The 17,205-nt window shown below is 40.6% G+C and carries 18 protein-coding genes, 2 tRNA genes, 2 rRNA genes and 2 pseudogenes; 10 read left to right on the plus strand and 14 right to left on the minus strand.

The annotated features are described in order from the left end of the window. Window positions 1-40 precede the first annotated feature (40 nt). The 5 genes from F9802_RS17420 (at window position 41) to F9802_RS17440 (ending at window position 4,762) form a co-directional block, all read left to right on the plus strand. Entirely contained in the window at window positions 41-1,015 is a 975-nt protein-coding gene (locus tag F9802_RS17420; RefSeq protein WP_152154253.1) for a heme-dependent oxidative N-demethylase family protein, read from the plus strand. Window positions 1,016-1,042: 27 nt separating this feature from the next. Continuing rightward, window positions 1,043-1,540, plus strand: coding sequence for a dimethylamine monooxygenase subunit DmmA family protein (locus F9802_RS17425; protein ID WP_152154255.1), 498 nt, complete (start codon window positions 1,043-1,045; stop codon window positions 1,538-1,540). 42 nt (window positions 1,541-1,582) lie between these two features. Beyond that, window positions 1,583-2,545 carry a PDR/VanB family oxidoreductase gene (locus tag F9802_RS17430; protein WP_225435389.1) on the plus strand — a complete coding sequence of 321 codons (963 nt, stop codon included), beginning with the start codon at window positions 1,583-1,585 and terminating at the stop codon, window positions 2,543-2,545. A gap of 19 nt (window positions 2,546-2,564) precedes the next feature. Next, window positions 2,565-4,058 carry an aldehyde dehydrogenase family protein gene (locus tag F9802_RS17435; RefSeq protein WP_152154257.1) on the plus strand — a complete coding sequence of 498 codons (1,494 nt, stop codon included), beginning with the start codon at window positions 2,565-2,567 and terminating at the stop codon, window positions 4,056-4,058. A gap of 149 nt (window positions 4,059-4,207) precedes the next feature. After that, the gene (locus tag F9802_RS17440; RefSeq protein WP_152154258.1) at window positions 4,208-4,762 is read left to right on the plus strand and encodes an HPP family protein; all 555 of its coding nucleotides are present in this window, start codon (window positions 4,208-4,210) and stop codon (window positions 4,760-4,762) included. 125 nt (window positions 4,763-4,887) lie between these two features. On the opposite strand, the pseudogene F9802_RS17445 reads toward F9802_RS17440, so the two are convergent. Continuing rightward, window positions 4,888-5,301 (minus strand): annotated as a pseudogene (locus F9802_RS17445) (recombinase family protein); the annotation flags it as partial. Window positions 5,302-5,593: 292 nt separating this feature from the next. Here F9802_RS17445 and F9802_RS17455 point away from each other — a divergent pair. Next, the gene (locus tag F9802_RS17455; RefSeq protein WP_152154260.1) at window positions 5,594-6,055 is read left to right on the plus strand and encodes an N-acetyltransferase; all 462 of its coding nucleotides are present in this window, start codon (window positions 5,594-5,596) and stop codon (window positions 6,053-6,055) included. A 26-nt stretch (window positions 6,056-6,081) separates the two neighbouring features. Further along, window positions 6,082-6,284 (plus strand): annotated as a pseudogene (locus F9802_RS17460) (tyrosine-type recombinase/integrase); the annotation flags it as partial. A gap of 104 nt (window positions 6,285-6,388) precedes the next feature. Here F9802_RS17460 and groL read toward each other — a convergent pair. Next, window positions 6,389-8,020, minus strand: coding sequence for a chaperonin GroEL (gene groL, locus F9802_RS17465; protein WP_152154264.1), 1,632 nt, complete (start codon window positions 8,018-8,020; stop codon window positions 6,389-6,391). Window positions 8,021-8,077: 57 nt separating this feature from the next. Continuing rightward, window positions 8,078-8,365 carry a co-chaperone GroES gene (gene groES, locus F9802_RS17470; RefSeq protein ID WP_152154265.1) on the minus strand — a complete coding sequence of 96 codons (288 nt, stop codon included), beginning with the start codon at window positions 8,363-8,365 and terminating at the stop codon, window positions 8,078-8,080. A 291-nt stretch (window positions 8,366-8,656) separates the two neighbouring features. Between groES and F9802_RS17475 the strand changes: the two genes are divergently transcribed. Then, window positions 8,657-9,394, plus strand: coding sequence for a CPBP family intramembrane glutamic endopeptidase (locus tag F9802_RS17475; protein WP_152154267.1), 738 nt, complete (start codon window positions 8,657-8,659; stop codon window positions 9,392-9,394). A 30-nt stretch (window positions 9,395-9,424) separates the two neighbouring features. Beyond that, window positions 9,425-9,625 (plus strand): YdiK family protein, encoded by a 201-nt coding sequence (locus tag F9802_RS17480; RefSeq protein WP_152154269.1) that lies wholly within the window; start codon window positions 9,425-9,427, stop codon window positions 9,623-9,625. Window positions 9,626-9,693: 68 nt separating this feature from the next. Here F9802_RS17480 and tatC read toward each other — a convergent pair whose 3' ends face one another. From tatC to F9802_RS17495, 3 genes are read right to left on the minus strand one after another with little or no spacing between them, the layout of a single operon-like run. Next, window positions 9,694-10,440 carry a twin-arginine translocase subunit TatC gene (gene tatC / locus F9802_RS17485; protein WP_152154271.1) on the minus strand — a complete coding sequence of 249 codons (747 nt, stop codon included), beginning with the start codon at window positions 10,438-10,440 and terminating at the stop codon, window positions 9,694-9,696. A gap of 17 nt (window positions 10,441-10,457) precedes the next feature. Next, on the minus strand, window positions 10,458-10,637 hold the full coding sequence (locus F9802_RS17490) for a twin-arginine translocase TatA/TatE family subunit (RefSeq protein ID WP_152154273.1): 180 nt from the start codon (window positions 10,635-10,637) through the stop codon (window positions 10,458-10,460). 49 nt (window positions 10,638-10,686) lie between these two features. Further along, entirely contained in the window at window positions 10,687-11,346 is a 660-nt protein-coding gene (locus F9802_RS17495) for a redox-sensing transcriptional repressor Rex (protein WP_152154275.1), read from the minus strand. A gap of 188 nt (window positions 11,347-11,534) precedes the next feature. Between F9802_RS17495 and F9802_RS17500 the strand changes: the two genes are divergently transcribed. Next, window positions 11,535-13,457 (plus strand): ABC-F family ATP-binding cassette domain-containing protein, encoded by a 1,923-nt coding sequence (locus F9802_RS17500; RefSeq protein ID WP_152154278.1) that lies wholly within the window; start codon window positions 11,535-11,537, stop codon window positions 13,455-13,457. Between the two features lie 275 nt (window positions 13,458-13,732). Here the strand turns inward: F9802_RS17500 and tsaD are convergent, their stop codons facing one another. The 8 genes from tsaD to F9802_RS17540 form a co-directional block, all read right to left on the minus strand. After that, window positions 13,733-14,752 (minus strand): tRNA (adenosine(37)-N6)-threonylcarbamoyltransferase complex transferase subunit TsaD, encoded by a 1,020-nt coding sequence (tsaD, locus tag F9802_RS17505; protein ID WP_152154280.1) that lies wholly within the window; start codon window positions 14,750-14,752, stop codon window positions 13,733-13,735. Further along, complete coding sequence (rimI, locus tag F9802_RS17510) at window positions 14,752-15,198, minus strand: ribosomal protein S18-alanine N-acetyltransferase (RefSeq protein ID WP_152154282.1); 447 nt, start codon at window positions 15,196-15,198, stop codon at window positions 14,752-14,754. Before rimI ends, tsaD begins: the two co-directional genes overlap by 1 nt. Further along, window positions 15,191-15,898 carry a tRNA (adenosine(37)-N6)-threonylcarbamoyltransferase complex dimerization subunit type 1 TsaB gene (gene tsaB / locus F9802_RS17515; RefSeq protein WP_152154283.1) on the minus strand — a complete coding sequence of 236 codons (708 nt, stop codon included), beginning with the start codon at window positions 15,896-15,898 and terminating at the stop codon, window positions 15,191-15,193. The genes rimI and tsaB overlap by 8 nt, the downstream gene beginning before the upstream one ends. Beyond that, window positions 15,895-16,350, minus strand: coding sequence for a tRNA (adenosine(37)-N6)-threonylcarbamoyltransferase complex ATPase subunit type 1 TsaE (gene tsaE, locus F9802_RS17520; protein ID WP_152154285.1), 456 nt, complete (start codon window positions 16,348-16,350; stop codon window positions 15,895-15,897). Before tsaE ends, tsaB begins: the two co-directional genes overlap by 4 nt. A 147-nt stretch (window positions 16,351-16,497) precedes the next feature. Then, a tRNA-Asp gene (locus tag F9802_RS17525) sits at window positions 16,498-16,574 on the minus strand. A gap of 5 nt (window positions 16,575-16,579) precedes the next feature. Further along, window positions 16,580-16,653 (minus strand) — tRNA-Met (locus F9802_RS17530). 150 nt (window positions 16,654-16,803) lie between these two features. Further along, window positions 16,804-16,919: ribosomal RNA gene (rrf, locus tag F9802_RS17535) — 5S ribosomal RNA — on the minus strand. 162 nt (window positions 16,920-17,081) lie between these two features. Continuing rightward, window positions 17,082-17,205: ribosomal RNA gene (locus tag F9802_RS17540) — 23S ribosomal RNA — on the minus strand; the annotation flags it as partial.

Raw genomic sequence — 17,205 nt, forward strand, 5'->3', positions numbered from 1 at the left:
TAACAATTAAGTTGCTTTTAATTAAAAGGAGGAGAATTAGATGTTTAAATCAACTAATCTTGATATGTTTACATTTCCATTTACAAATTTTAAGAACAAGACATATCGTTATTCCAATGACTTAGTGGCATTAGGTGAGGATAATGTTAATTTCATGAAAATCACTCCCGAATACAAAGTTCAAATAAAACATAAAAGGGAAAAGTTAGACAAACAACCTGATGTTCGCTACCAATCATTCCCCCACACGATGGAAATGCAGTGGGAGTTCGTGGAATTATTAATTGATTTGGCGGTAGATAAATATCCTGAACACTTTAGCATTGAAAAAAATGGCGATCAATGGACTTTCTCTAATCATATCCTTGAAGAAACAGAAACCTTTATTTTTGGCGATGAATCGAGTATTTCACTGGAGCCTTATGATATGATTGGCCGCCATTTTCATCATGACTTTATGTTAATGGTCAACAGGGATGATAACTTCTACCTAGAAGTTGCCCAAGAATCCTTTGCAGCATTATTTTCACCAAACTGGAATCTTGGAATGTCATTTAATGAAATACACGGACCAGTACCATTTGTCAGTCGAGATGGTGTGGAACTCGCTGATAGAATCAGAAAATTTTTGTTAACGATTGAACCGGGAGCACCAAGAACAAGGGTAAACTGGAACCTTATGGCGGATCGTTGGGATGTTAACTATGAAACAATGGATATTTGGGGACCTGAAAGACATAAGGTGACAAAAGAAAATGCAGGAAAGCTTGTTCACCTTCGAGTAGAGGAGCAATGGTTCATTCGCATGCCGCGCAGCAATGCAATTTTATTTGTCCTTGACACTCAGTTTCTCCCATTGGAGGACTTAGTAAAAAGGCCGGAATGGCTCGAGATCACCCATTTTAACCTTGCAGATATTCCAGATTATATGGCCGAATATAAAGGGATGGCACCTTTTTTACCCCAGTCCGTTGAGTATCTTAAAAACTTGATTGATACGATTAAAGTGAAATAAAAAACCAAGAAGAAAGGGAGGAACACTTTGTATAATAGCCCAGTATTATATGATCAATCAGAAACAATTAAAGAAGAACTTACTTTTAATGATAAAAGAAGAAAGCATCTTATTATTTATGATCAAAAAGCTGTCAGCGATATCAAACAAGTTTTAGCTAAGGATTCACAAGAAGAGCTTGAATACGAGCACTTTGAAATAGAAAAGTCCGTCAACCTCCAGGATCTACGTACCTTGCTTTATAGTCAAAAAATAGGTACTCATCTGTACATTGCTTCGGACTGGGATCACGCTGTCACTGTTTTTACTGAAGCTGTAGAAGCAGGTTTTACAGAAGATGAAATTCAGACAATTATATATGGACCTAAAAGACGTTATATCTATTGTATGAAATGTTATAACACGAGTGAAATCAACTACGATGATGAGGTTCAGTGTACACACTGCGATGCGCACATGGAGGTTGGCCCATTTTTCTCTAAAGTTCGCAAAGGTTATATAGGATATCCATTCATCCCCAATTAACATAATTTAATTCATAATGAAGAAAGGACTGAGGTGAAGGTTATGAGAGTGATAGGAAATATAGAAATGCATGTAGAAAAGATCGAGCAAATAACCGAAAGTGTTAAACGCTTTTATCTTTACCCTTCTGATCAGAAACTGTTACCGGCATTTACTGGCGGTGCGCATATCACTACGTATATAGATCAGGGAGATAAAATCCTCGAAAGGGACTATTCTCTTGTAAGTGATCCAACCGATCGCATCCACTACTCTATCTCTATTAATCGAGACACAAATTCAAGAGGAGGATCTGTTTATTGGCATGATCATGTGAAAGTCGGCGATACAATTAAAACTAGTTTTCCAAAAAATCACTTTACATTAGGATTTCATGCTAAACATCATGTGTTTTATGCCGCTGGAATCGGGATTACTCCATTCTTAACAATGATGACTGAACTGGAGGCTCAAGGGAAAACATTTGAACTTCATTATGCAGCACGAACAAAGGAACTATGTGCTTATTATGATTACTTGAATGAAAAGTATCCGGGCAAATGTACTTTCTACTTCTCAAGAAGTGATGAGCCAGTAAGCATGACACCCGAAACTATGAAGAATCAGAGAATTGGCAGCCATGTTTACTTCTGTGGTCCCGTTTCTATGGTTACTGAATACAAAGAGGCAGCCCTATCCTACGGGTACCCGGAAAAATCCATTCATTTTGAATTGTTTGCTGCTGCAACAGGATCAAAGAATCCATTTTTAGTAGAGGTGGTTAATCATAATAAAGTGATAGAAGTAAATTCCGAACAAACTCTGCTAGAGGCACTGCTCGATGCAGGCATCGAAGCCCCCTATTCCTGCAAGGCCGGCGGGTGCGGACAGTGTGAAGTTGATGTAATTGAGGGAGCAGTCGATCATCAGGACATCTTTTTCAGCGATGAAGAAAGAAAGCAAAAAAATATGATATTGACATGTTGTTCAAGAGCCAAGGAAGAGAAATTAGTTTTAAAAATATAATTTACGAGGTGGATAAAAAATGACAGTACAAACACAAGCAATCGAATTAAAAATGTATATCAATGGTGAGTGGAGAGACTCTACAAATTCTGATTTAAATAAAGTTATCAATCCTGCCAATCAAGAGATCATCGCCACAGCCCCAAGAGCAACAAAAGAAGAAACAGAAGAAGCGATCGCTGTTGCAAAGGCTGCATTTGAAAGCGGTGTCTGGTCTGAATTAACTACTCACGAGCGCGCTAAATATCTAAATAAAATTGCAGACAAGATTGAAGAGAATTTTGATGAGCTAGTTAAGTTAGAAGTAATGGACAATGGTAAATTGAAAGCTGAAGCTGAATTCGATATCAGTGATGCTGCTACATGCTTCCGTTATTACGCTGGTTTGATTCTGACACCTGATGGTGAGACATACCAAGTGCCTGAAGATGTACAAGCAATGGTTGTTAGAGAGCCGGTTGGAGTCACTGGCCTAATCGTTCCTTGGAATTTCCCATTATTAATGAGTGTATGGAAAATAGCTCCGGCATTGGCTGCAGGAAATACAATCGTTTATAAACCGGCGGAGTCCACTCCAATTACTGCAATGAAATTAGTAGAAATCATCGAAGAAGTTGGTGTTCCAAAAGGTGTTGTAAACCTTGTAATGGGAAAAGGCTCAGTTGTTGGCCAAACTATAGCAGAAAGCAATGACGTTGATCTTGTATCTTTTACAGGAAGCACAGGTGTTGGACGCGAAATCATGAAAGCAGCTGCAGGAAACTTAAAGAAAATTTCTCTAGAACTGGGTGGAAAATCTCCAAACGTTATTTTTGCTGATGCAGATTTTGAAACAGCCGTCGATTATGCATTATTCGGGATTTTCTTTGGTGCTGGCCAAGTATGCTCATCTGGAAGCCGCATTTTAGTAGAAGAAAGCATCTACGATAAATTCGTGGAACGCTACGTTGAACGTGCTAAACAAATTAAAGTCGGTCCTGGTCTGGATGAGGCTTCCCAAGTGGGCGCAATTAACAGTGAACATCAAATGAATACAATTTTAAATTACATCGAAATTGGTAAAGAAGAAGGTGCTACACTGGCATGCGGCGGTCGTCGTTTAACAGAAAACGGATTAGATAAAGGATTCTTCATCGAGCCAACAGTTTTTACAAATATTACATCTGACATGCGCATCGTTCAAGAAGAGATTTTTGGGCCAGTCGTTACAATCCAAAAATTTAAAGATGAAGCAGAGGCAATTAAGTTAGCAAATGACACGGTTTATGGACTTGCCGGCGCTGTTTTCTCAGGTGACGGAGCAAAAGCTATGCGCGTTATTAAAAAGGTTCGGGCTGGGATTACTTGGGTGAACTCATACCATCCTACTTATGTAGAAGCTCCATGGGGCGGATACAAACAAAGCGGGATTGGCCGCAGCCTTGGAACTTATGGTTTGGATGACTTCCAGGAGATCAAGCAGATCAATATTAATCTTGCAGTAGAACCTGTAGGCTGGTTTCCAAACGAATAAATTTTATGAAGAGAAGTGAGTATCTCACTTCTCTTTTTCCAACTAAGTAATTATTATTTCAGAATCCAATAGTCGCGAATTTCTCAATTCACCAACCGTGTTTCATAATTGCCGAACCTTTAAGCTTAATAAAAGAAAGGAGAAAATGAATGGAAAGTTCGAGAGTAACAAGTCAGGCAGAAAAACACTCGGTTCATTTTCCATATACGTCCAAAATGAAAGGAGAAGATATCAATCCTTTAACAGTAAATATAAAAGATGCACTGACAGGTTTACTAGGTGGTTTTTTAACCATTTCTATTTTAGCAATATTAACTAGTATCAGTTCAACTGAATGGCTAATAGCTCCATTTGGCGCTAGTTGTGTTCTTGCATTTGGTGCTTGGAACGCACCATTATCACAGCCAAGAAATATTATTGGCGGTCATCTAATATCAACCTTCGTCGGCTTGGCAGTATACTACATATTCGGGAATGGCCCCTGGGCGATTGGTTTAGCTGTTGGACTGGCTATTGCTGCGTTGATGTTAACCAAAACGACACATCCGCCAGCAGGTGCAAATCCTCTTGTTGTTATGATGGGAGATTATAGTTGGAGCTTTTTGTTTTCACCTGTTTTAGCCGGCTCAGTGTTGATAGTTTTATTTGCATTGCTCATAAATAATTTACGCAGTGATCGAGATTATCCAACATTTTGGATATAGAGGGAATCGAGCCTTACCACACCGGTAGCTCTGTGAGTACCTTAAGCAATGAATATGGTGTATCTGAAGGGATTCGGTTCATCTATACAGAGCGCCTAAGATTCATTTCCTTCTGTATAAAGTTACCGTTTTCGAATTCGATCCCATTCCCCTTCCGCCATCCAGGAAAGAATCTGCAAAACCAAATCTGCGATGAAAGCCCCTAAGCTACCCTTAAATTGAGTAGTATCTAGCAAGGGCATATACATAATCACGATATCTTCCTGGATATTTTTCGTTATATCATTCCATTCTTGAATAATCTCTCCTTTGTTCTGGCCAAAACGATCTAAGGAATGTATGTATAATACATCTTCTTTTCCCAAAATCTGTTTAAGTAATTGATATTGCATTCGATTGAAGTCTCTTCCACTTTAAAATGTCCCGTTCGTATATCCCCCCTTTTCTTTCATAGCTTAAAGCTGTCGTCCTTCATTTTGATCTTTGCTGCTGACCCGTATGTATCCAAATTCCAGAATGAGAATTACATCATTCCTCATTTATATAAACATAGAATTTCCCCTTCTAAACTGAAATGATATTAATTCAAAATTTCGTCAATTGATTGACGGACAATCTCTAATACCTGATCAATCTCTTGTTTAGAAACGCTTGTGGGAGGAATAAAAAGAATTACATTCTTGTCAGTACCGCAAGTTAAAAGAAGTAATCCTTTTTCTAATGATTTGTCTTTTGTTTGATTGTCAAATGATTAAATAAATTGCAGTTACATATTGCATATATAGTCATTTTGGTGCATATTTATTATATGTTGTTATAAGGAGATATGATATGAAGATTTTTAATGCGACTACTGCAGATGTTGCATCCATGCATCAATTAATTAAAGTATATGCTAATAAAGAAATAGTTCTACCTCGGTCCATGTTATCAATTTATCAACATTTACAATGTATGTATGTTGTAAAAGATAAAGAACAGATAGTAGGAGTAGCAGGATTACATGTATTAGGAAAAGATTTAGCAGAGGTACGTTCCTTGGTAGTAGATCCTGAATACCAGCACAAAGGTATAGGACGTATGTTAGTTGATCATATTATTATAGAAAGCTCTAAGCTAGGAGTTGAAAGATTAATATCTTTAACTTATCAAGTAAATTTTTTTATAAAATGTGGATTCAAAATTGTGGAGAAAGAAGCTCTACCAGAAAAAGTTTGGATTGATTGCATGAATTGTCCCAAATTTAATCGATGTGATGAAGTTGCTATGATTAAATACCTTACAGAGAAGTAGAACACAAAATTATGGGTATGCAAATGAATATAAACAAGTATATTACTCCTCATAGCTTTAGACACACGCATACGTCCCTTCTTATTGCTGGAGCAGGTGTAAAAGAGATCCAAGAAAGACTGGGCCATTCCGATATAGACACAACGATGAACATTTACGCTCATTGACCAAAAACATTGAAGAGAAGACCTCCCATAAGTTCAGTCCACTTACGAGAGGTCTTCTCTGATTGGTCACATTAAATTTTTTCGGAATCCGAAGGTTAGCAAAAAGTTAGCAATTCACTAATCTTCGTCTTACAAACCCTTATATATCAAGGCTTGTAGGGGCTTATTACATCATGCCGCCCATTCCACCCATGCCGCCCATGTCAGGCATGCCCATGCCGCCGCCTTCTTCAGGCTTGTCAGCAACAACTGCTTCAGTTGTTAAGAACATAGCCGCAACAGATGCTGCGTTTTGGAGCGCATAACGAGTTACTTTTGTTGGATCCACGATACCTGTTTCGATCATGTTAACCCACTCGCCAGTTGCTGCGTTGAAACCGATGCCGATTTCTTCGCGCTTTAAGCGGTCAACAACGACAGATCCTTCAAGACCTGCGTTAAGAGCGATTTGGCGGATTGGCTCTTCAAGAGCACGAAGAACAATCTTAATTCCTGTTGCTACGTCGCCTTCTGCTTCTAATGCAGATACTTTGTTATATACATTTACAAGTGCAGTACCGCCGCCGGAAACGATTCCTTCTTCAACAGCTGCACGAGTCGCGTTCAATGCATCTTCAATGCGAAGTTTGCGTTCTTTCAATTCTGTTTCAGTAGCCGCTCCAACTTTAATAACAGCTACGCCGCCTGCTAATTTAGCTAAGCGCTCTTGTAATTTTTCACGGTCAAACTCAGAAGTTGTTTCTTCTAATTGAACACGGATTTGGTTTACGCGAGCTTCGATTTGAGCGGATTCACCTGCTCCTTCAACAATTGTTGTGTTTTCTTTAGATACAACAACTTTCGCTGCGCGTCCAAGTTGTGTGATGTCAGCAGATTTAAGGTCTAATCCTAAATCTTCTGTGATCACTTCGCCGCCAGTCAATACAGCGATATCTTCAAGCATTGCTTTACGGCGGTCACCGAATCCAGGTGCTTTAACCGCTACTGCATTAAATGTGCCGCGCAGTTTGTTCACTACAAGAGTAGCCAGCGCTTCGCCTTCTACATCTTCAGAGATGATTAAAAGCGGCTTGCTTTGTTGAACTACTTGCTCAAGCACAGGAAGTACTTCCTGGATGCTCGCAATTTTCTTATCTGTAATTAAGATATATGGGTTTTCAAGGACCGCTTCCATTTTGTCAGAGTCTGTGATCATGTAAGGAGAAGCATAGCCGCGGTCAAATTGCATACCTTCAACAACATCAAGCTCTGTCGTGAAGCCTTTTGATTCTTCAATTGTGATAACACCGTCGTTGCCTACGCGCTCCATCGCTTCAGCAATCAACTGGCCAACTTCTTCATCAGCTGATGAAATCGCTGCTACTTGTGCAATGGATTCTTTGCTTTCGATTGGCTTAGAAATTTCTTTTAAACTCTCTACAGCTGTTTGAACAGCAAGATCCATTCCTTTACGTACGCCAACAGGGTTAGCGCCCGCAGTTACGTTTTTCAAGCCTTCGCTGATCATTGCTTGCGCAAGAACAGTCGCAGTCGTTGTACCGTCACCAGCTACATCGTTTGTTTTGCTTGCTACTTCTGCTACAAGCTTCGCACCCATGTTTTCAAACGCATCTTCAAGTTCGATTTCCTTCGCGATTGTTACACCATCATTCGTGATTAACGGTGAACCAAACTTTTTCTCAAGAACCACGTTGCGTCCTTTAGGTCCAAGAGTTACTTTTACAGCATCAGCAAGCTGATCTACCCCGCTGAGCATTGCACGGCGTGCTTCTTCGCTAAATTTAATCTCTTTAGCCATATAAAAAACCTCCCTGATTATTTAAATTATTTTTAAAGTAGTATAAGTAGTCGTCTATTATTCGCCTGTTACAGCAAGGATGTCGCTTTCACGAAGGATTAACAATTCTTTTCCTTCGTATTTCACCTCTGTACCAGCGTATTTAGAGAAGATAATACGGTCGCCGACAGCAACTTCAAGAGCCACTCTTTCGCCGCTTTCAAGCACACGGCCTGTACCAGCCGCTACGATCTTGCCTTCTTGTGGTTTTTCCTTCGCTGAATCTGGCAATACAATGCCGCTGGCCGTTTTTTCTTCGGATTCGACCAACTCAATAACTACGCGATCACCTAGTGGTTTTAACAAGTGAAACAACCTCCTCGGAATATATGTAATATTTTTATTCATTAGCACTCTCACATACAGAGTGCTAACACAATTAATATAATAAATAAAATAGATTTCTTTTGCAAGCGTGAAGTGTATTTTTTTTTACAAATGATTCCCTTATTGAAAGAAATTGCCCTGCAATCCTTCCATTTGAACGTTAGCTGCTTTATTAGTAAAATATTCTTAAGACCTCTAGCTGCTTAAAGTCATATGCTTGTCGCGGCTGGACAGGCGCTTCCACTTTTAAGTTAAAGGAGTTTTATTTATTTGAAAAAAGAATATGGCTATATTTTAATCGTTTATATTTTAATGCAGCTATCGGGACTGGCTGCTTATCCGCTTTTATTCAAAGCCGGACTCTCATTCGGTGCAGATCCGCAAACGCTGAGAAATCTTCTTCCCGGCTATTGGTTAGTTTTCAGTTTTACATTAACCTTGCTTATTGTGCTGCTCATCCTGCGAAAAGAAAAAAGAAACAGCCGGCTTGAACGAACGGCTCCACTGCCGGCAGGACAATCCGTCTTCTGGGCAGTAGCGGGTGTCTTTCTCGCCTTGCTTGGCCAGCGGATTGCAATCGCTATCGAAATGGCTTTAGGTATTGACATGGGCTCTGAAAATACAGAAACGATTATCCAAATCATTGAACTAGTGCCGGCTATGATGATTGCCACCGCTGTTTTTGGCCCTGTTCTCGAAGAAATCGTCTTCAGGAAAATTATTTTTGGCAGCTTGTACGAAAAGTTTCCGTTTTGGGTATCCGCTCTGATCAGTTCGTCTATTTTCTCAATTGTACATATGGAGCCCGAACACTTTTTACTATATTCAACAATGGGCTTTACATTCGCTTTTCTCTATGTAAAAACAAAAAGGCTGCTCGTTCCTATATTCGCTCATGTGGCCATGAATTCCTTGGTCGTAATCGTCCAATATTTTTATGCGGATGAACTGGAGCGAATGATGAAAGAAGCTGAACAGATGCAAAGTTTCGCTGCATGGCTTCTTTAATGCCCGCAGCTTTTAATTTGGAGGAGTTTCATGAGACAATCACCTTTGACGACCGGGATCTTCTATTTGATTCTCGGCGCATTCTTTACTTACTTAGCCATTGAAGACGTTAATGCCGGAGGGTTCGGTTTTTTTACTTATTTGTTGATTTTACTAGCGACAATGGATATTGGTTCTGGCATTCGTTTAGTTTTTATGCATTTCCGCTTAAAAAGCAGCGAAAAAAAATAAGGCTAGTCCATGAAAGGCTGGCTTCCGCTCAACACGGGAGTCCGGCTCTTTTGTTGGACAGCCTTATTTTATTCTTTATTTTCCGCTTTCAGTTCCGCCTGCAACGCTTTTTTATAGCTGATTTTAGAAATCCAAATGCTGATTTCATACAGAATCACTAAAGGAATCATCACTATTATCTGTGATACTACATCCGGCGGGGTAATTAATCCCGCAACCACAAGCAGGATAAAATAAGCATAGCGGCGAATTTGAGCAAGAAACATCGGCGTAATGATGCCAAGTCTCGTCAAGAACATCGTCACAACCGGCAGTTGAAAAAGGATGCCGAATGGAAGAGTAATTTGAAACAAAAATTGAAAATATTCGTTAATGCCAATGACTTGCTCAATATTCAAGTTTCCAGATAACTTCATCATAAAGTGTATGATGTATGGAAATAAAACTAAGTAAGAAAAAGAAAGACCGGCTAAAAACAAAAGCACGGAAATTGGGATATAGCTAAGAGTCACTTTCTTTTCGCTTTCAAGCAATCCCGGATTAACGAAAGCCCACAACTGATAAAGAATCATCGGACTGGTCAATATAAAAGCTATGACAAAAGCCATTTGAAAATAAATCTTTAACGGGTCTGTTACCCGGAAGGCATTCATCGTTAATTCCTTCGCTTCATCTGCATGCTGTAAATAACGGATAATCGGCTCCGCCAAAAACAGACCGGCAATCATAGCCAGGAACAAGAAAACGACTACTATAATGAGCCGTTTTCGCAATTCGCCGATGTGTTCATATATTGTCATGTCTTGTCGACTCATTGTCATTCATCCTAACCTTACTGAGGATCTTTTTTATCCTCTGGTTTATCGTCATCGTCCGCCAGCCCTTTTGTCGCATTCTTGAACTCTTTTAACGTATCTCCTGCTGCGCGTCCAAGTTCGGGAAGTTTTTTCGGTCCAAAAATTAATAATGCTGCCCCGGCGATTAATATGATACTGCCTATGCTTAATCCCATTTATGCAACACCTCCTTTTCTTCATCATAACTGATTTTTCGTCATAATTCTATTCTGACTTTTCATCCACAGCTTCCGGATAATGTTTCAAAAAGTACACTAACGACTGCAGCTCGACGGCCAAATCAATGTGGTGCACCCGTATCGATGTGGGGACATTCAGCCTCGCTGGAGTAAAATTTAAAACCCCTTTAATGCTGCATGAGGCCAGCCTGTCTGTTATTCTTTGGGCGGCCGCCGAAGGAACCGTTAAGATGGCAACCGGCACATCTTTCACTTTTAATATTTTTTCGAGATCATCTAAATGATAGATCGGGACATCGCCAATGACCGTGCCCACTTTTTCTTGGTCCACATCAAACGCCACTTGTATCTTCGTATTATTGTTCTTCATAAAATTATAATTTAAAAACGCGGTTCCTAAGTTGCCTACGCCGATTAAAGCAACATTCGTTACTTCATCTTGATCCAATGTTTTGCGAAAAAACGACAGCAAATAACTGACGTTGTAGCCGTACCCTTTTTTGCCAAGCGCGCCAAAGTACGAAAAATCACGGCGGATTGTTGCCGAATCAACTTTCACCGCTTCACTCAATTCCGCCGAGGACACCCGCTGCTTGCCCGAAGAATGCAGGTTTTGAATAAAACGGTAATATAGCGGCAGACGCTTGGCAGTCGCCTGCGGAATTTTTAACGAATCATGGTTCATGTTTATACCCCCACCACTTACTGCTTCCATTCTAAAAACGGCCCAATTTAAGCACTTCCTTCATCATACAATATTTTGTACAGCTTGTCTTTTAACTTTTCCTTCCTTACTGCAACTATTATAAGAAAGAAAATTGCCCGTACTTGTAGAATCAGCTACACTTATAATAGAAGATTGAGGTGAGAACAATGATTTTACTGCAAGTACAACAGCTTACTAAACATTTTGGTGCGGAACTGATTTTGTCAAACATTAAACTCGAAATACAAACACGAGACCGGATTGCCCTCGTCGGCAGAAATGGAGCAGGAAAATCCACACTTTTAAAAATAATTGCCGGCATTCTTTCACATGATTCAGGAAACATCTTAAAACCGAAAGATGTGACTATTGGCTATCTCGCTCAAAATACCGGCCTTGAATCTGATTTGTCAATCATGGATGAAATGCTTTCGGTCTTTTCACATTTGCGCAATATGGAAGAAAACCTCCGACGCCTGGAAGTACAAATGGCCGATCCGGATGTATACGAAGACGCTGTTCAATATGAAAGAATCACAAAGGAATATGATGTCTTGCAAAATGACTTTAAGGAGTCCGGCGGATATCAGTTTGAGGCAGACATCCGTTCTATTTTGCACGGCTTGAACTTCCATGACTTTGACTATGAAACGAAAATTTCAGCCTTAAGCGGCGGACAAAAAACCCGGCTTGCTTTAGGAAAGCTGCTGTTAACAAAACCGGATATTCTAATTTTAGACGAGCCGACAAACCACTTGGATATTCATACACTCTCCTGGCTTGAACAATATTTACAAAGTTACAACGGAGCGATATTGATTGTTTCCCATGACCGTTATTTCCTCGATAAGGTCGTTAATCAAGTGTACGAAATCTCCCGGCAAAACATTAAAAAGTTCCCCGGAAATTACAGCAGCTATTTAAAGCAAAAAGCTGAACAATTTGAAAAAGAGATGAAGCAGTTTGAAAAGCAGCAGGAACAAGTAGCTAAGCTGGAAGATTTTATTCAGCGCAATATTGCCCGCGCTTCCACAACGAAACGAGCACAGAGCCGCCGCAAACAGCTGCAGCGCATGGAACTGTTGGAACGGCCTGATGGAGACGAAAAATCGGCGAATATGTTATTTAACATTGAAAAGCAAAGCGGGAATGAAGTATTAAAAGTGAACGACCTTGCTATCGGCTATAAAGAAGGAGTCGTTGCCAGCCATCTTCATTTACATTTAACAAGAGAAGAAAGCACAGCTTTAGTCGGGCCGAACGGAGCAGGAAAGTCCACTTTTCTTAAAACAATTGTGGACAAGCTCCCTTCGTTATCTGGAGAGTTTTTTCTCGGTGCCAACGTATCTATCGGCTACTATGACCAGGAACAAGCGAACTTAACCTCTAATAAAACAGTGTTAAATGAACTGTGGGATGATTATCCTTCCAGTGATGAAAAAGAAATCCGAACAGCCCTCGGTAACTTCCTTTTTTCAGGCGATGACGTATTAAAGCCCGTCTATGCCTTGAGCGGTGGAGAAAAAGCGCGGCTTGCTCTTGCAAAGTTAATGATGCAGAAAGCAAACTTTCTTATTCTGGATGAACCGACAAATCACCTTGATTTAGACAGCAAAGAAGTGCTGGAAAATGCCCTTATCGATTATCCGGGTACGCTTTTATTCGTCTCACATGACCGCTACTTTATTAACCGTATCGCTTCAAAAGTAGTAGAAATGACAAATAGCAGTATGGTTGAATATCTTGGCGATTACGATTACTACGTAACAAAAAAGCAGGAGCAAAAAGAGCTGGCTGAACTGGAAAAGGCAGCTGTGCCATCTACTAAAGAAACCGCCGCTCCTGATTCTTCCGCCTATTACAACGATAAGGAACAGAAGAAGAAAGAACGCCAGAAGCGTCGCCGCATAGAGGAAATTGAAGAAAAAATCGAAAATTTAGAGCTAGAAATTGAAGAAGCTGAAGATCTTCTTTGCCAGCCTGAAGTCTTTCAGGATCATGAAAAGTCTTTAGAACTGCAAGAGAGAATCGAAGCTTGTCAGTCCGAAGTTGAACAACTTATACAAGAATGGGAAAATCTCCATAGTTAGACAATAACCGCCAGGAAACTTTGTTTTTCTGGCTTTTTATACACAATGTTATCCACATACAAACATACCTGTTTAGCTTAACTGAAAGAACTTATGCACATTATCCACAAAATTATGCACAACTGTCCACAAAACACACAAATATCTTTTAGGATTTAAAATTTGTTTTTCCACAAAAATATTTTATTATTCACATTTTATCCACAGGTTGTGAACAACAAAAGAGGCTGCCTCAAAATCAGTGAATAACTGACTTTGAGGACAGCCTCTTTTTCTTAATTTTGTTCAATATCCAGCCCCGGATAACCGTTCATCGCTAAATTCTCAAATTTTCCTTGCTCATATAAAACTGTTCCTGCAGCTGCGATCATCGCCGCATTATCTGTGCACAAACTTAATGGCGGAATGAGCAAGTCTACGTTTTTTAATTCAGCAAACTGCTTTTCCAGTGCTTTTCGGAGTCCTTTGTTGGCAGCTACTCCCCCGGCAAGCAGCACTTGCTTTACTTCAAATTCTTTGGCTGCTTTAACCGTTTTAGCCGTCAATACTTCAATGACACTTCCCTGAAAACTTGCAGCCAGGTCTTCCGGTTTAATATACTCGCCCCGCTGTTCTGCATTATGAAGCGTATTAATGACCGCTGACTTTAACCCGCTGAAGCTGAAATCATACGATCCTTCTTCCAGCCACGCTCTCGGCAAGTCGATCGTTGCTTCCCCTTCTACAGCCATTCGGTCAATATGAGGGCCTCCTGGATAAGGTAAGCCCAATGTGCGAGCTACTTTATCGTACGCTTCTCCTGCTGCATCATCACGTGTTTCACCGATGACTTGAAAATCTCCATGTTCTTTCATTAAAATAAGCTCTGTATGGCCGCCCGACACAACAAGTGAAAGCAGCGGAAAGGTTAACTCTTCTACTAGACGGTTGGCATATATATGGCCGGCAATGTGGTGAACCCCTATGAGTGGAAGCTGATGAGCAAAAGCCAAAGCTTTCGCGGCGTTCACTCCAATCAGTAAAGAGCCAACCAAGCCCGGTCCCTTAGTAACAGCAATGGCATGCAGATCATTAAAAGTCATCCCTGCTTGTTTTAGCGTTTCTTCAAGTACTACTGTAATTTGTTCCACATGATGGCGCGAAGCAATTTCGGGAACAACACCGCCAAATCGCTTGTGGCTTTCAATTTGAGATGAAACAACGTTCGCAATAATTTCCCTGCCATTTTTAATAATTGCCGCCGCTGTTTCATCGCAGCTTGTTTCTAATCCTAGTACATAAATGTCTTTTTCCATTATAACCTCACCCACATCACTAATGCGTCTTCTTGATTGTCCGAGTAATAATTTTTTCTAATGCCACCCGGCTGAAATCCTAATTTTTTATATAAATTTTGAGCAGATTCATTACTTACACGCACCTCTAGAGTCATCAAAGAGGCTCCTCTCTTCTTTGCAGCATTCATCACACAGACAAATAATCTTTCACCAAACCCTTTTCCGCGATATTCCGGCAGGATGGCGATATTAGTAATTTGCGACTCATCCAGCACAAGCCACATTCCACAATAACCGACTAATTGTCCTTGCCATTCTGCTACATGATAAATGGCAAAATGGTTTTTGTTCACTTCATTAAAAAAAGATTCTTTCGTCCACGGCACAGTAAAACTGTTTGCTTCGATTTCATATACTTTTTCTACATCAGCTACAGTCATAAGACGGACATTCAGTTCATCCATTTCTCTTCTCTGCCTCTTGTTGCTCCAGCCATTTCGCTTCCGCTTCTGCCAATCGGATATAGTTAGGAACAAATGAATGCAAGTCTACCGCAGGTTCAGTCAGGCCGAGACGACCGAGCTCAGATGGGCGGGGATAAAAAATATTTGCTCCCCCCAGCAAAGCTCGTCTCCCTATTACTTCCCGGATCAAGTTTTCATGCAAATGAATATCCTTACCGGCAAAGAGCACGTCTTCGTTCAATTCTTTTAACTCTTCACACCAGTCTGTAAGCAATACATTCCTGTCTTCTTTCACTAAGTTCAGCTTGCCCTCTTCAAAACGATATAATCCCGTATATACCCTCCCACGTCTCGCATCAATAATGGGAGAAATATAAGAGGGATAGTACCGGGCAGAAGCAGCCAAAACAGCGAGGCTCGAAACACCTGCGAGAGGAATGTTCAATGACCAAGCCAGCGTTTTCGCAATCGTCACACCAATACGTACGCCTGTATAAGAGCCTGGCCCTTTAGCGACAACTATTTTTTTCAGGTCTGCAGGTTTCACTTCACACTCTTTCATAAGTGCTTCTATAGCTGGCATAGCTCGCAATGAATGATTCTTATTTAAATCTGTAATATGTTCACCAATAATCTCTTCTCCATTTAAAAGAGACACACCTAATGTATAAGTAGATGTATCAATCGCTAACATCTTCATCTTAATAACTCCTCACTAATCCTAACGTATCTGCTGCCTGTTGGCTCTAAACGTATTTCGCGTTCATCGTTTCCTTTATGAGAAATCATCACCTTTAAATAATGTTCCGGCAGCTGTTGCTCAATTAAATGAGCCCATTCCACTACACAAACACCGTTTCCATAAAAGTACTCATCAAATCCAAGATCTTCTTCTGCATCACTTACCCGGTAAACATCCATATGATAAAGAGGCAACCGGCCTTTATATTCTTTTATAATGGTAAACGTTGGGCTGTTTACATTTCGTGACACGCCCAGGCCTTTTGCCAAACCTTGAGTAAAAGTCGTTTTACCGGCTCCTAAATCGCCTTCCAGCAAAAGAACATCTCCCGGGGTTAACAGCTCAGCCAGCCTCTCTGCGAATGCCTGTGTCTGTCCAGCGCTTTTTGTGGAAAACCGTAATCTGTCCATAAAAAGTCTCCCTTATAATATATAATCGTAAAAAAACCTTAGGATTTTTATTTCCTAAGGTAGTGTGTTGAATATAGTATATCGCAAATCTTTATAAAAAAAAAGAAACGAAACACAGTTCCGCTTAGTTGTAAAAACTTATAAAAATGGCGGTCCGGACGGGACTCGAACCCGCGACCTCCTGCGTGACAGGCAGGCATTCTAACCAACTGAACTACCGGACCATAGATTGCGGGGACAGGATTTGAACCTGCGACCTTCGGGTTATGAGCCCGACGAGCTACCGAACTGCTCCACCCCGCGACGATAAGAATAAATCTTTAATTAATTGTCTAGCTGTGCCTCCTTGGCGCTCGAAGTCATATGCTAATCTGATCGCATGGCTGAAAACGCCATTTCGTCATTCTATCATATGCTTATCGCCCCAAAACAGTCGGCTCCGCTTTTCCAATTGCCCGGCAGCGTCCTACTCTCACAGGGGGAATCCCCCAACTACCATCGGCGCTGAAGAGCTTAACTTCCGTGTTCGGGATGGGAACGGGTGTGACCTCTTCGCTATCGCCACCAGACTATTGAAGATCTTTTTATTATAACATAGATTTCTTATTTGGCAAGACCTTTTTGTTCTTTCAAAACTGGATAATATGTTGTATAAGTAACCGGCAATACCATGCCATTTGGTGTTATTCGTTTGTCCCGTTCAGGCATGTTCAGTGCCTGAACGTTTCGTTTTGGTTAAGTCCTCGATCGATTAGTATTCGTCAGCTCCACGTGTCGCCACGCTTCCACCCCGAACCTATCTACCTGATCATCTTTCAGGGATCTTACTAGCTTGCGCTAAGGGAAATCTCATCT

The organism is Bacillus aerolatus, from assembly GCF_009183655.1.
In the GTDB taxonomy this organism is placed as follows: Bacteria; Bacillota; Bacilli; order Bacillales; family Domibacillaceae; genus Pseudobacillus; species Pseudobacillus aerolatus.